10 protein-coding genes are annotated in these 14228 nt (G+C 67.6%); 4 read left to right on the plus strand and 6 right to left on the minus strand.

Annotated elements, in window-relative coordinates:
• Nucleotides 1-115: 115 nt before the first annotated feature.
• Nucleotides 116-1270: an isovaleryl-CoA dehydrogenase gene (locus B215_RS0100005; RefSeq protein WP_019367565.1), complete on the minus strand. Its 1155-nt coding sequence runs from the start codon at nucleotides 1268-1270 to the stop codon at nucleotides 116-118.
• Between the two features lie 90 nt (nucleotides 1271-1360).
• Here B215_RS0100005 and B215_RS19290 point away from each other — a divergent pair, with 90 nt between their 5' ends.
• From B215_RS19290 to B215_RS0100020, 3 genes are all read left to right on the plus strand, one after another.
• Nucleotides 1361-2233, plus strand: a complete 873-nt coding sequence (locus tag B215_RS19290) for a LysR family transcriptional regulator (protein ID WP_019367566.1) — start codon at nucleotides 1361-1363, stop codon at nucleotides 2231-2233.
• Between the two features lie 144 nt (nucleotides 2234-2377).
• Nucleotides 2378-3589 carry an MFS transporter gene (locus B215_RS0100015; protein ID WP_037512611.1) on the plus strand — a complete coding sequence of 404 codons (1212 nt, stop codon included), beginning with the start codon at nucleotides 2378-2380 and terminating at the stop codon, nucleotides 3587-3589.
• The gene (locus B215_RS0100020; RefSeq protein WP_019367568.1) at nucleotides 3586-5211 is read left to right on the plus strand and encodes a glycoside hydrolase family 43 protein; all 1626 of its coding nucleotides are present in this window, start codon (nucleotides 3586-3588) and stop codon (nucleotides 5209-5211) included. The genes B215_RS0100015 and B215_RS0100020 overlap by 4 nt, the downstream gene beginning before the upstream one ends.
• On the opposite strand, the gene B215_RS0100025 is transcribed toward B215_RS0100020, so the two are convergent.
• From B215_RS0100025 to B215_RS0100045, 4 genes are all read right to left on the minus strand, one after another.
• A complete protein-coding gene (locus B215_RS0100025; RefSeq protein WP_019367569.1) occupies nucleotides 5181-6245 on the minus strand; it encodes a LacI family DNA-binding transcriptional regulator in 1065 nt (354 codons plus the stop codon). The two genes, B215_RS0100020 and B215_RS0100025, sit on opposite strands and share 31 nt — an antisense overlap.
• Nucleotides 6246-6336: 91 nt before the next feature.
• Nucleotides 6337-7419, minus strand: a complete 1083-nt coding sequence (dinB, locus tag B215_RS0100030; protein WP_019367570.1) for a DNA polymerase IV — start codon at nucleotides 7417-7419, stop codon at nucleotides 6337-6339.
• Between the two features lie 810 nt (nucleotides 7420-8229).
• Nucleotides 8230-11148, minus strand: a complete 2919-nt coding sequence (locus B215_RS0100040) for a glycosyl hydrolase 115 family protein (protein ID WP_443209507.1) — start codon at nucleotides 11146-11148, stop codon at nucleotides 8230-8232.
• Between the two features lie 86 nt (nucleotides 11149-11234).
• The gene (locus tag B215_RS0100045; protein ID WP_019367573.1) at nucleotides 11235-12728 is read right to left on the minus strand and encodes a tryptophan halogenase family protein; all 1494 of its coding nucleotides are present in this window, start codon (nucleotides 12726-12728) and stop codon (nucleotides 11235-11237) included.
• Between the two features lie 118 nt (nucleotides 12729-12846).
• On the opposite strand from B215_RS0100045, the gene B215_RS0100050 reads away from it, so the two are divergent.
• Nucleotides 12847-13203, plus strand: a complete 357-nt coding sequence (locus tag B215_RS0100050; RefSeq protein WP_019367574.1) for an L-rhamnose mutarotase — start codon at nucleotides 12847-12849, stop codon at nucleotides 13201-13203.
• Between the two features lie 14 nt (nucleotides 13204-13217).
• On the opposite strand, the gene B215_RS0100055 is transcribed toward B215_RS0100050, so the two are convergent.
• Nucleotides 13218-14225 (minus strand): zinc-binding alcohol dehydrogenase family protein, encoded by a 1008-nt coding sequence (locus B215_RS0100055; RefSeq protein WP_019367575.1) that lies wholly within the window; start codon nucleotides 14223-14225, stop codon nucleotides 13218-13220.
• Between the last annotated feature and the right edge of the window lie 3 nt (nucleotides 14226-14228).

A 14228-nucleotide genomic window follows, 5' to 3' on the forward strand; every position in this document is an offset into this window, starting at 1 on the left:
CGGGATCCTGCCCTTCGAACGAGTTCCGCGCCTCGCGGCGCGGCCCCTCCACCACGCGCCTGCGGCGCGCGGTCCCCCTCCCCGAGCTTCGCCCGGGGAGGAATTTGGGTCCGGCTCACGCCGCAGCCCCCAGCAATTCGCGGCCGATCAGCATGCGGCGGATCTCGTTGGTCCCCGCGCCGATGTCGAGCAGCTTGGCGTCGCGGAGGAAGCGTTCGACCGGCCAGTCCTTGGTATAGCCGGCGCCGCCCAGCGCCTGCACCGCCTCGCCCGCCACGCGGAAGGCGTTCTCGCTGGCGAGCAGGATCGCGCCGGCCGCGTCGAAGCGGGTCGTCTTGCCCGCATCGCAGCTGCGCGCCACGGCATAGACATAGGCCCGGGCGGAATTGAGCGCGACATACATGTCGGCGATCTTGGCCTGCATCAGCTGGAAGCTGCCGATCGCCTGGCCGAACTGCTTGCGTTCGCGCAGATAGGGCAGGACCACGTCGAGGCATGCCTGCATGATGCCGAGCTGGATGCCGGCGAGCACGGTCCGCTCATAGTCGAGCCCGCTCATCAGCACCGCGACGCCGCCATTGAGCGGGCCCATCACGTTCGCCTCGGGCACTTCGCAGTCGGTGAACACCAGTTCGGAGGTGGGTGAGCCGCGCATGCCCATCTTGTCGATCTTCTGGCCGATCGCGAAGCCGGGCATGTCCTTCTCGATCAGGAAGGTCGTGATGCCGCGCGAGCCTTCGCCGGTCTTGGCATAGACCACCAGCGTGTCGGCGTATGCCGCGTTGGTGATCCAGAACTTGGTGCCGTTGAGCACATAGCCGCCTTGCACCTTCTCCGCCTTGAGCTTCATCGAGACGACGTCCGATCCGGCGCCCGCCTCGGACATGGCGAGGCTGCCGACATGCTCGCCCGAGACCAGCTTGGGGAGATACTTGGCCTTCTGCTCCGCATTGCCCCAGCGGGCGATCTGGTTGACGCAGAGGTTCGAGTGCGCGCCGTAGCTGAGGCCGATCGAGGCCGAGGCGCGGGCGACTTCCTCGCAGGCGATGACATGTTCGAGATAGCCGAGGCCGAGGCCGCCATCGGCTTCGGGGACGGTGATGCCGTGCAGGCCGAGTTCGCCCATCGCCGCCCAGAGTTCGTCGCGCGGGAACCAGTCTTCCGCATCGATGCGCGCAGCGAGCGGGGCGATGCGGTCGCGCGCGAACCGCGCCGTCGTCTCGCGGATCATGTCGGCGGACTCACCGAGCGCGAAATCGAAATCGGGCATGCTGCACCTCTCCTATTTTGCCGCCCTTGTAACGCTCCCGGGCACGAAAAGAAAATTGAAGCTTCTGGTATCCGTGCATAGACAGCTTCTATGATCGACCGGTATTTGATCCGCTATTTCCTTGCCGTGATCGATCAGGGCAGCTTCTCGCGTGCGGCGCAGCAATGCAACGTCTCGCAACCGACGCTTTCGATCGGCATCGCCAAGCTGGAGACGCTGCTCGACCAGAAGCTGTTCGATCGCAGCAATCGCCGCGTCGCGCTGACCGAGGCGGGCAGCCGGTTTGCCGATCATGCCCGTCGGATCGAGGCGGAGTTCTTGGCGGCCGAGCGCCTCTCCCCCGCTGCCGCGCCTGGAATACCAATACGGCTGGGGGTGCTGGCGAGCATCGCGGTGCCGATACTGCAGGCTGGGTTGGCGGCGATCGCCGGCGAAACCGCGCTGGAGATGACGGAAGGTCGCGGGCGCGAACTGGACGCACTGCTAGATCGCGGGCGGCTGGATGCGATCCTGACGGCTACGCCGCGCAGCGGTCTGCCGACGCGCAATATTCTGCGCGAAGGCTATGCTATGGCCCTGCCCCTCGGGCACCCTCACGCGGGACGAGGCGCGGTCGCCGCCGAGGCACTGGCGGGCGAAACGATGCTGGTGCGGCGACACTGCGAGGCGCTGCCTCAAATCAGCCGCTTCTTCACCAGCCGCGGCGTGCGCCCGGTGATGGCGGCGCGGACGCTGAGCGACGCCCATGCCCTCGCTTATGTCGAGGCGGGGCTAGGCATCACCATGGTGCCGGAGAGCTTTGCGCGCCCCGGCTTGGTGCTGGTGCGGATCACCGGTTTCGACCTGCAGCGCACGATCGCAGTGCAGGCGCGCGCGCAGGACGCATGGCGGATAGAACCCGGCGGCGCGCTCGATCGCTTTGCCGCGGCATGCTTGGTGCAGGCGGGAGGCGCCAGCGGCTGACGGCCCGGCCGATCGGCGCGGGGCAGGATCTTAATGGTCGTATGCCGTTGCGTTTGGCGGCGCTTCTGCCTAGCGTCTGGCCAATTGTTCACGTTAACGGAGCGCACCTTGCGCCGGACCTTCCTTCCGCATCTGCGCTGGACGATGATTGCGCTGTTCGTCGGTGCAATGGTCCTGAACTATCTGGCCCGATCGGTGCTGGGCGTCGCGGCACCGTTGATCCTCGCGGAGCAGGCGATCAGCAACCAGCAATATGGCTGGATCACCGGAGCATTCCAAATCGGCGTGATGTTCCAGCCGCTGGCAGGCTATCTGCTCGACGGCGTCGGACTTCGGCTGGGCTTCGCGCTGTGCGTCGCCCTGTGGTCACTGCTCACCATGGCCCATGGATTCGCCACCGGCTGGATCAGCTTCGCGGCGCTGCGTGGCCTGCTTGGCCTGGCAGAGGGATCGGCGCAGCCGGCGGGGCAGAAGCTGGTGGCGGAATGGTTTCCGGCGCGCGAGCGCGGTGTTGCCGGCGGCATCTACAATATCGGGGCGTCGTTCGGCGCCATCCTGGCGCCGCCGCTCGTCGCCTGGGCGGTAATGACGCAGAGCTGGCGGCTCGCCTTTTTCGCCGCCGGCGCAATGGGGCTGGCGTGGTCCGCGCTGTGGCTGGTCTGGTACCGCGGACCGGCAAGCCATCCGCGGCTGGGCGAGGCGGAACGCCGGCTGATCGACGAAGGGCAGGAAGCGCGCCTTTCCGCCAGCGGCACCCGTGCCTCGATCCCCGCGCTGCTCCGCCGCCGCGACCTTTGGGGCATCGCCCTGCCCCGGCTGCTCGCCGATCCGGTATGGGGGATGCTGTCCTTCTGGATGCCGCTGTACCTGGCGCGCGTCCGCGGCTTCGATCTCGGCCAGATCGCGCTGTTCGCCTGGCTGCCCTTCCTCGCCGCCGATCTCGGCTGCCTCTTCGGCCCCGCCGTGGCGGCATTTCTGCAGCGACGCGGCATCGCACTGATCGATGCCCGGCGTTGGGCATTCACGCTGGGCGCGGTGATGATGACGGGCATGGCGTTCGTCGGCATGGTCGACAGCCCTTATGCCGCGATCGCGCTGCTCTGCCTCGGCGGCTTCGCGCATCAGACGCTGTCGGTGACCGTCATCACCATGGCCTCCGACCTATTCCGCCGCAACGAAGTGGCGACCGCCGCGGGGCTGGCCGGCCTGGCCGGCAATCTGGGCGTGCTGGTCTTCTCGCTCGCGCTGGGCGGGTTGGTCGACCAGGTCGGCTACGGCCCCTTCTTTCTCCTGCTCGGCGTGCTCGATCTGCTCGGCGCCGCGCTTCTCTGGACTCTGGTACGCAAGCCCGCATGACGCACTTCCGCAATCCGATTCTTACCGGTTTCAACCCCGATCCATCGATCCTGCGCGTCGGGGAGGATTTCTACCTCGCGACCTCGACCTTCGAATGGTTCCCCGGGGTGCAGATCCACCACAGCCGCGATCTGGTGCACTGGCGGCTGGTCGGCCGGCCGCTGTCGCGCGCCACGCAGCTCGACATGCGCGGCGATCCCGATTCCTGCGGCGTCTGGGCGCCGGACCTGAGCCATGCGGACGGGCGCTTCTGGCTCGCCTATACCGATGTGAAGCGCTACGGCCAGACGACCGTGAGCGGCGCCGACGGCGCATCGCTGCGCGACTTCCACAATTACGTCGTGGTGGCGGATGCGATCGACGGACCGTGGTCGAATCCGGTGCGCGTCAACAGCAGCGGCTTCGATCCTGCGATCTTCCACGATGATGACGGCCGCAGCTGGTTTCTCAACATGCTGTGGGATCACCGGCCCGGCTGCACCCGCTTCGCCGGCATCGTCGCGCAGGAACTGGACCGCACCACACTGCAGCTCGTGGGCGAGCGGCGACGGATCTTCGCCGGCACCGAACGCGGCTTCACCGAAGGACCGCACCTCTACAAGCGCGACGGCTGGTACCATCTGCTGGTGGCCGAGGGCGGCACCGGCTGGGACCATGCGGTTGTGATGGCGCGCTCCCGGTCTCTGTTCGGGCCCTATACAGTGCACCCGGACGGCGCGGTGGTGAGTGCGAATGGCCGGCAGGAAGGCGCGATAACCCGCGCCGGGCATGGCGACCTCGTCGAGCTCGCCGACGGCACGCCGTGGCTCGCCTATCTGTGCGGGCGGCCGCTGCCCGGCATGGCGCGCTGCGTGCTGGGCCGCGAAACCGCGATCCAGCCGATGCGCTGGGACGCGGAGGGCTGGCTGCGCACGCTGGACGGATCGGGCGCGCCCGACCCCGCCCCGCCGCTGCCGCCGCTGCCGCCCAGCCCCTGGCCGAGCGTGGCCGACGAGGGGCGGTTCGACGGCCCCGATCTGCCGATGGCATTCCAGTGGCTGCGCACGCCCGAGCCCGATCGGCTGTTCAGCCTGTCCGCGCGACCCGGCTGGCTACGGCTGTTCGGACGCGAGACGATCGGCAGCCATTTCGAGCAGGCGCTCGTTGCGCGCCGCCAGACCGCCTTTAGCTTTACCGCGACGACGCGCCTCGACTTCGCCCCGGCGCATTTCCAGCAGGCGGCGGGGCTCACCTGCTATTACAACAGCACCAAGTTCCATTATCTGCACGTCACCACCGACGATGCCGGCCAGCGCGTGCTGGCGCTGCTATCCGCCGACCCCGAAACCGGGTGCAGCGGCGAGGTGGTGGCGAACGGCCTGCCAAACGGGCCGATCGAGCTGCGCGTCGCGGTGGACCATGCGGCGCTGCGCTTCGCATGGCGCGGCGCTGGAGAAGAACATTGGCACGCGGTGGGCGGCACACTCGACGCCAGCATCCTTTCCGACGAAGTGACCGTGCCCGGCCTGCCGAACTTCACCGGCACCTTCGTCGGCATGGCGTGCCAGGACCTGTCCGGCGCCGGCGGTCATGCCGATTTCGCTTGGTTCAGCTATGTCGAGGAGCCTGCCGCGGAGGGCTGATCGCTGGGCGGCACACCGGTGGAGTCGCGCTGAACGACACTATAATCTAGGATTCGATCGCGGCGGGGGCGCGCCTTGCCGCCGGCCGCGCGGGCCTCGCTCGCCACCAGCGCCAGCGCTTCGGCGGCAAGCCGGCGCACGGGCTGGTGCACGGTGGTGAGAGGCGGCCACAGGGTGACGGCGGCGGTGGTATCGTCGAACCCGACGACGGTGAGCTGACGCGGCACGTCCAGCTGGCGGCGATGCGCGACGGAGACGATGGCGGCGGCCATATCGTCGTTGCTGGCAAAGATCGCCGTCGGCGGCATGGACGCGTCGAGCAGCTGCTCGCCCGCGGCCAAGCCGGAGGCATAGCTGAAATCGCCCTGCGCCACCTGCACCTCCACGCCGGCGGTTTCCTGCACGGCCTCGCGGAAACCGGCCAGCCGCTCCGCGCTAGCCGCCTGATCGGGATTGCCCAGCACGAAGCCGAGCCGGCGATGGCCGAGGTCGAGCAGATGCCGAGTCATCTCATAGGCGGCACGGCGGTCGTCGATCCGCACGCAGGCAGCCCCGCGGACGCGATAGGCGCCGATTGCCGCCATCGGCACGCCGGCGCGGAGCAGTGCCTGCACCACCGCAGGCGATTCCCCCAGCGGCGGGGCGAGGATGATGCCGGAGAGGCCGGTGCTGGCGAACTTCGCCAGTTCCGCCGGCGCTGGCGGGCGCCCGCCTTCGCCCTTCAACAGCACCAGCCGTGCCCCCCGGATCGATGCTTCCTCGAACACGCCGGTCAGGAACTCGCTCATGAACGCCGCGCTGGGATTGGAATAGACCACGCCGATGCGCAGTTCGGCGGAGGTGACCAGGCTGCGCGCCGCGACATTGGGCACATAGGCCAGATCGGCAACGGCCTTTTCCACCGCCGCGCGGGTTTCCGCACTCACGCCGCTACGGCCGTTGATGACACGCGACACCGTCATCGCCGAAACGCCCGCGCGCGCCGCCACATCGATGATCGTGGCACTTTGCGCCGGCTTCCCCGCCCTTGCCACTATGCGTTTCCTCCGTTGATCCCCAGCGCGGCGTACGCGATGGAAACCGATCGGAAAAGCCGGGAAGCGCCCCCTGCCCCTTCGGGCGTGTTCAGCCTTGGAGCCGAAACAGCGGCAGATCCGCCGCTTCGTCGCGCCGTTCGAAGTTGGAGATGCTGGCGCCGACCAGCCGGATACCCTTCTCCGTCGGCAACACCGTTCGCACCAACGCGATACAGGCATCGTGCAGCTGCGCGCGGGTAGCGAACGGCGCGGGATGGGTGCGACTGCGCGTAACGATCTGGAAATCGGCGTACTTCACCTTCACTGTAGCGGTGCGGGCGAACATGCCGGTACGCTCCACCCAGTCCCACACATCGTCGGCCTGGCCGAGCACCGCCGCCTCGATTTCGGCATCGACGGTAAGGTCGCGGCCAAAGGTGGTTTCCGAGCCCGACGACTTTCGCTCGCGATTGGGATTGACCGGCCGATCGTCGATTCCACGCGCGATCTGATGATACCAGTCGGCGCTGCTGCCGAAATGCTGCTGCAGAAAGGCCAGCGACTTCGCCCGCAGATCGGCGCCGGTTTCGATCCCCAGCCTTCGCATCTTGGCGGCGGTCACCGGCCCCACCCCGTGGAAGCGCGACACCGGCAGTGTCTCCACCCAGGCCGCGCCCATTTCCGGCGTCACAGCGAACTGGCCGTTGGGCTTGCGATGATCCGAGGCGAGCTTGGCGAGGAACTTGTTGTACGATACGCCCGCCGAAGCGGTGAGGCCGGTTTCGGCGAGGATGCGGGCGCGGATTTCCTTCGCGTTCGCCCAGGCGGTGCCGAGGCCGCGGCGATCCTCGGTCACATCCAGATAAGCTTCGTCGAGTGACAGCGGCTGGATCAGGTCGGTATAGTCGGCGAAGATCGCGTGGATCGCTTGCGACACTGCCTTGTATACCTCGAAACGCGGCCGCACGAAGATCAGGTCCGGGCAGCGCCGAAGCGCCGTGACCGACGGCAGCGCCGAGCGCACGCCGAACGTGCGCGCCTCATAGCTCGCCGCCGCCACCACCCCGCGCGCCGCAGCCGACCCCACCGCCACCGGCTTGCCGCGCAGGGCCGGATCGTCGCGCTGCTCGACGGAGGCGTAAAAAGCATCCATGTCGATATGCAGAATCTTGCGGACGGGCGGGGCAGCCATGGCGCGGCTATACCGCCGGACGAACGAAGAGGGAACAACGTTTGCGGCGCGCCGCCGGGCTAGCGCATTGTGAAGCGGCCGGTTGGCCGGCTAGGGAAGCGGCATGCCGACTATTCTCCGCCGCCTAGCCCTGTTGCTTGCCTGCCTGTTCTCGATCCTGCCGGCGGCGGCCAAGACAATCCTGTTTATCGGCAACAGCTTTACCTACGGCGCCAATTCGCCGGTGATGCGCTACCGGCCCGATCGGGTGAGCGACCTGAATCGCGAAGGAATCGGCGGCGTTCCGGCGCTGTACAAGACCTTCGCGCTGGAGGCAGGGCTGGACTGGCAGGTTAGCTTGGAAACCGCAGGCGCGAAGGATCTCGCCTGGCACCTCGCCCAGCGTCGCGCGCTGATCGATCGGCGCTGGGACGTGGTGGTGCTGCAGGGATACAGCACGCTGGACGGGGAACGCCCTGGCGACCCGACGCGTCATCTCGCCGCCGCACGCGCGCTGGCCGCGCTGTTTCATCGGCAGAACCCGGCCGCGCAGGTGCACCTGGTCGCCACCTGGTCGCGCGCTGACCAGACCTATCGCCAGTCCGGCCACTGGTTCGGACTGCCGATCGCGCGCATGGCGGAGGATTTGTTCGCGGCGAGCCGACTGGCGCTGGCGCCCGGCTATGGCATTCGCGCCGTGCTGCCGGTGGGCACCGCGTGGAACCGGGCGATGCGCGAGGGCTATGCCGATCCCAATCCCTATGACGGCATCGGCTTCGGCTTGATCAATCTGTGGACCTGGGACCAGTATCACGCCAGCGCGGAGGGCTATTATCTGGAAGCGCTGATCGAATTCGGCGCGATCACCGGGCATGATCCACGCAGGCTGGGGCCGCGCGAGCGCGCCGCCGAGGATCTGGGGATCAACCCAGAGATCGCCCGGCGGCTGCGCGAGACAGCGGCCGCCGAACTGGCGGCTCCGCGCCTCGGCGGCGCACTATAATAGTCCGGCGCGCCATCGAGCCGCACGTCGATGCGGTCGAGCAGGAAGCCGGGATCCATGGCGAAGACCTCGATCCGGTGCGCGCCGGCAGCGAGCTGGCCCAGCTTGAGCGTGCGTACCGCGCTGTTGGAAAGAACGTTCGCTTTCCATTCGTCGCTGCGGCCGTGAGTCTCATAATCGAGCACGTTGATCGCCCCGCCATCCACCCGCACGCCGATGCGCAGGCGGTTGGCGGAGGTGAGCGCATGGACCGGCAGGCCGACGATCTTCAGCTCGGCATCGCCCTTGTTGCCGAGCTGGAAGGGCAGGACGAGCGGAGCGGTGGCATCAGCCCGATCGCTGGAGGGCAGGTCGAGCTTGCTGCGCAGCACCGCGCCGCGTGAGCCTAGTTCGGCGATCCGCTCCCACGGCGTGCCGGCCAGTTTGAGGTCGGCAGGGGTGAGGGAGAGGATGTGGTTCACCTCCGGCGTCGCGTCCCCCGCCGGGAAGGGCTGGAGGACCGGCTCCAGATAAACCATCGTACCGTGGCAGCGTATCTTGCCTGCCGCGATCGCGCCCTTGCCGTCATAGGTCACCGCGACGCGCATCTCGTAGCCGTTGCTTGCGTCGAGCCGGCCAGAACGCGCGGAGAGCTCGACGCCTTCCAGCCCTTCGACCGTCCAGTCGCTCACCGCGCCCTTGCCATAGACGGTCATGAACCGCGTCTCGGCCTTGCCCGGCACGAAAGCGAGGGCGCGAGCATCGGCGCCGCACTGCGCGACCAGGGGGAGATCGATCTTCGGATAAGTTGGCTCGGCGAACACCGCGAGCCGGCGCGGCGCCATGTCCATAATACCGCGCCATTTGCCGCCCTTCTGGGCGTTGTATGCCGCGGTGTCGGCGACGATCGCCTGGTGCGCGGCACGGGCCTGATCGGCGAGCGCATTGGCGCTGGCACGACCCTGACGGGCATAGAGCGCGGCGAGATCGAGTTTGAGGTTGCGCTCGTTGAGCTTGGCCGCGCCGCGCACCGGGTAGAGCACCAACTGGAAGAAGGCGTCGCGGCGATCGGCGGGCATGCTCGCGCCCAATGCTTCGGCCTTCTCCAGCAGCGCCTGATAGCGGGCGATCCGCGCCTGCGCTTCGTCGCCGCCCGAGCGGACATAGTCGGAGATGCGGATCGGCGTCTCGGGCTCGACGGTGCTGAAGCCCATGAACTCGGGCTTCCGCTCCCAAGCGAGATCGTAATAGTCCATGAGGACGTCGGCGATGGCCGGCCCCTGCGCTCCGAACTGCGCGGTCGCCCAGTCGTAAAGCTGCGCCCGCACCGGCTTGTTCAGCAGCGTCGCATCGAAGGCGACATCGAGGAAGTAGCTGGCCAGCACTTCGCCGGGCTTGATGTCGCCGACATTGACGACCCACAGCTTGCGCGTACCAGTTTGCCAGGCACGGTCGAGCTGTTCGCGGATCAGCCCGGGATGGGTGGTCGCCAGCCACAGATAGTCGTGCGGCCGGCCCCAATAGCTGATGTGATAGTAGAGGCCCGAGCCACCTTTCCGCGCCCGTTCGGCGGCGGTGGGCAGTTGGCTCAGATAGCCGTAATTGTCCTCGGGCCAGACGAGCGTCACGTCCTCAGGCACCTTCAGCCCGCTGCGATAGACGTCTAGCACTTCCTTGTAGAGGGTGAGCACCTGCGGCACCTGCTCCGCCGGCTTGCCCTGCGCGGTGGCGAGCAGCCCACGCTGCAGGTCGATCGCCTGGGTCGTCGCGGCGAGCGCCTGTTCGGGGCTCTTGGCCCCCTCCAGCGCCGAGTCATGCTTGCCGCGCAGGCCGATCGTATAAACGTTCTCGAAGCCCTTCACGTCGTCCACGCGGCGGCGCCAATAGTCGACCATGCGCTCGCGATTGGTGAAGAAGTTGAAGGGGCCCTCGGCCTTCTCGTCCCACTCGCGCACGTTGTTGCGCATCATCGGCTCGGCATGCGAGGTGCCGACGACGATGGCATAGGCCTTGGCCATCTCGGCATTGCCGGGGATCTGGTAGAAGGGCTTGGTGCTTTCGTGCATCGCCGGCCAGATCAGATTGGCCTTGAGCCGCCACATCAGCTCGAAGACGCGCGCATAGGTCTTGGGGCCGATATCGCCTGTCTCGGGCTCATAGGTCTTGGCCGCCCAGGGCTGAAGCCCCCAATCCTCATCGTTGAGGAAGATGCCGCGATACTGGACCGAGGGCGCCTCGGACAGCAGCCGGCGGCCGTCGACGACCAGCCGGTCGGCCCGGCGTGGGGTCACGTCCGCCCACCATTCCCAGGCCGAGATGCCGATCGCGCGGCTAAGGTCGACCGTGCCCCAGATCGCGCCGCGCGGGTCCGATCCCGCGATCAGCAGATAGGATCGCCCGCGATGCTGCCGGGACGGCGCAAGAACGCGGATATAGCGTTCCCATTGTCCATCCAGCGCGGCGAGATCGATCCTCGCATCGGCCGCAACCTGCCGGACGAGGGCGGAATCCTTCTGGCCGATCACAATGCAAAGGCGCTGGCAGGCATCGAGGTCACCGGCCACCACCGGCACCTTGCCCGTGCGCTTGACAATATCGCCTGCAAGCAGATCGCCTGCGCGCTTCGCCGAGCCGCCATCGTCATGGACGATGGCGGGAACGGTGCGGCCATCGAACAGCACCGCCTCTTGCGCCGATGCGGTGGCGGGAGCCGCCAGCAGCAGCGGCGCAGCCCAGCCGGCCATGGTCCGCGATCGACGCCCGTTCATCCCGCCCTCCCCGCTCGTGTCGGTGCCGGGATGTCGCCGGCGCCCGCCTGCGTCAAGCGGGAGGTATGACAAAAGTCCTCTATTGGTCAGGCCGCAACCTTCTCCCGCCCGCAATATTGGTGGAGGAAGGCGCCGTGCGCGGGCAGCTTGGCGAATTGCGCGGCGATGCCGGCGCGCAAATCCGCCAGCGCCCGCTCCAGATCTGCAGTGGGAATTTCGCCCGGCATCGGATGATGCGCGCGGGGCACCACCCCCTGCCCCAGCATCACCGCATTCCAGCTATCGACGCGGAACAGATCCTCGCTGCCCTGATAGGCGTTCGCCCCTTCCTCGAACAGCGCGATCCGCGCGGCCAGGCTGTCTGGAATGGCGCGGGCGGCATGGTCGCGCCAGAAGGGCTCTGGCCTGTCGTTCAGCTTGTAGTGCAGAATGATGAAGTCGCGGATATGTTCGGCCTCCGCCCGCGCCTGCGCGTTGAAGCGCTGGGCGGCCGCCGTCATGTCGTGGCGCAGCGGGAAGTTCTGCAGCAGGCGCGTGACGGCGATCATCACCAGATGGATGCTGGTGGATTCGAGCGGCTCGATAAAGCCGCTCGCCAGGCCCAGCGCGACGCAGTTGCGGTTCCAGCTCTTCTTGCGCATCCCCGTGGTGAAGCGGATCAGCCGCGGATCGAACAGCGCGCGCCCCGGCACCGCCGCAAGCAGCTGTTCGCGCGCCGAATCGTCGTCCAGATAGTCGCTGGCATAGACGAAACCATTGCCCATCCGGTGCTGCAGCGGAATGCGCCAGCGCCAGCCCGCCCCATGTGCGATGGCGCGGGTATAGGGCACCGGCGGCTCGGTAGTTTCGGACTGGACGGCAAAGGCGCGATCGGTGGGCAGCCAGTGCCGCCAGTCGTCATAGCCGGTTTCCAGCGCGCCTTCGATCAGCAACGCGCGGAAGCCGGTGCAATCGATGAAAAGGTCGCCTGCCACCCGCTCGCCGCTTTCCAGCAGCAGCGCGGCGATGTTGCCGCTTTCGCCGTCGCGATCGATACGGGTGATCTGGCCCTCAACGCGGCGCACCCCCGCCGGCTCGGCCAGCCCGCGCAGGAACGCGGCATAGGCGGTGGCATCGAGATGATAGGCATAGCCGAGCGGGGCCGGATCGCCGGTGGCGAAGCGGTTGGACAGCGCCGCCTGCGTCTCCAGCGAATAATCGCCATAGTCCCCGCCAAAGCCGCGCGCGCGCGCCTCGAGCCAGAAATGCTGAAAGTCGGCGAGCGGCAGCGACCGGCCGATCGTGCCAAAGGGGTGGAAGTAGCGCACGCCCTCGCGCAGCCAATGCTCGAACGAGATGCCCAGTTTAAAGCTGGCATTGGTTTCGCGCATGAACACCGGCTCGCGGATGCCGAGCAGCGCGTGGAAGCTGCGCGCGGGGGGGGTGGTCGATTCGCCCACGCCGACCGTGCCGATCGCGTCCGATTCGACCAGCGTGATATCGATCCGCGCGCCGAGATGCCGCACCAGCGCCGCCGCGGCCACCCAGCCAGCGGTACCGCCACCGGCAATCACCACCCGAAACTTGTTCTGCTCCGCCATCCTCGTTCCCCTGTTCGGTTGCCCGCCGCTTCTGCAGCCGCACGCGCGCCCGTGCTTTGACCTTAAACGACAAGTGGCTGACAACGCGAGCGGCCTTGTGCAACGGCTAGCGCGGGCTATGAACCTGGCCATGCGCCATATCCTGCTGCTTGACCTGCACGACGATCCCGAGGCGCTTGCCGCCTATCGCCACTGGCACCGCCCCGGCGGACCGCCCGCGGCGGTCAACCGGTCGATTCGCGAAGCAGGCATCGAATCGATGGAAATCTGGCAGGCGGGCGACCGGCTGGTAATGGTGATGGAGACCGGCGCCGACTTTGATCCCGACGCCAAACGCGCGCGCGACGCCGCCGATCCCGACGTGCAGGCCTGGGAACGGTTGATGGACGGCTTCCAGCGCCGCCTGGCCTTCGCGCCCGAGGGCGTGAAATGGGTGCCCACCGAGCGAATCTATTCGCTCGACGAGCAGCCCTGAGGATCCGCGACCGGTTACAGCTCCACGATCGCCTTCAGCACCGTATCGGCTTCGGCGATCAGTTCCGGAATACGCTGCGGCACCGTCTCGATGGCGAGGCTGTGGGTGTGGAGGATGTCGGTCGGGATGTCGCCCGAACGCATCGCCGCAATTACTCGCTGAAAATCGCTAGCCAGCGCGTTGCGGCTGGCAAGCATCACGGTTTCTCGCTTGTGGAATTCCGGATCGGCGAAACTAAGCTCGCCGGGGGCCACGCCGACCAGCACAAGCGCACCGCCATGGCCGACGAAGTCGAGGCTGCGGCGCATTGCCGCGAGCGATCCGGACGCATCGACCACTACGTCGAACATGTCGCCATGGGTGCGCTCCGCCAGCACGCCGGCCAGCGAGTCATCGGCAACCAGTCCGTCAAAGCCCAGCTTGTCACGCGCGAAGGCAAGGCGCGGCGCGCGCTGATCGACCAGGATCACCTCGAACCCGTCGAGCCGGCCGAACAGCGCCGATGCGATGCCGATCGGCCCGGCGCCGACCACGAGCATTCGCCCCTCGCCATTCCTGGGCGCGCGCGAGATCGCATGGGCGCCGATCGCGAGGAATTCCACCATCGCCGCCTGATCGAGCGTGAGCCCGGCAGCATCGATCACTGCGCGCTCCGGCACCACGAGCAGGTCGCACATCCCGCCATCGCTGTGCACGCCGAGCACGTTGATGTTGACGCAGGCATTGGGCCGGCCCTTGCGACACGCGATGCAGTGCCCGCAGGCGAGATAGGGGTTGATCGCTACAACGCTGCCGATCGCCAGACCGGTACCCTCGCCGAGCGCGACAATCTCGCCTCCCAGTTCGTGGCCCATCACCCGCGGGTAGCTAAGGAACGGATGCCGGCCGGAGAAGATATGGTAATCGGTGCCGCACAATCCCACGCGCCGCACGCGGATCAGCACCTCGCCCGGGCCAGGGCTGGGCGCTTCGCGCTGGACTTCGGCAAGCCGGAAGGGTTCTTGGCAGATGATTGCGCGCATGAT

Source organism: Sphingomonas sp. ATCC 31555 (assembly GCF_000282895.1).
GTDB lineage: Bacteria > Pseudomonadota > Alphaproteobacteria > Sphingomonadales > Sphingomonadaceae > Sphingomonas.

Coding starts and splice junctions, on each gene's coding strand:
- B215_RS19290 (WP_019367566.1), top strand. CDS start 1,361: ATGATCGACCGGTATTTGATCCGCTATTTCCTTGCCGTGATCGATCAG.
- B215_RS0100005 (WP_019367565.1), bottom strand. CDS start 1,270: ATGCCCGATTTCGATTTCGCGCTCGGTGAGTCCGCCGACATGATCCGC.
- B215_RS0100050 (WP_019367574.1), top strand. CDS start 12,847: ATGAACCTGGCCATGCGCCATATCCTGCTGCTTGACCTGCACGACGAT.
- B215_RS0100015 (WP_037512611.1), top strand. CDS start 2,378: ATGATTGCGCTGTTCGTCGGTGCAATGGTCCTGAACTATCTGGCCCGA.
- B215_RS0100020 (WP_019367568.1), top strand. CDS start 3,586: ATGACGCACTTCCGCAATCCGATTCTTACCGGTTTCAACCCCGATCCA.
- dinB (WP_019367570.1), bottom strand. CDS start 7,419: ATGGCTGCCCCGCCCGTCCGCAAGATTCTGCATATCGACATGGATGCT.
- B215_RS0100045 (WP_019367573.1), bottom strand. CDS start 12,728: ATGGCGGAGCAGAACAAGTTTCGGGTGGTGATTGCCGGTGGCGGTACC.
- B215_RS0100055 (WP_019367575.1), bottom strand. CDS start 14,225: ATGCGCGCAATCATCTGCCAAGAACCCTTCCGGCTTGCCGAAGTCCAG.
- B215_RS0100040 (WP_443209507.1), bottom strand. CDS start 11,148: ATGAACGGGCGTCGATCGCGGACCATGGCCGGCTGGGCTGCGCCGCTG.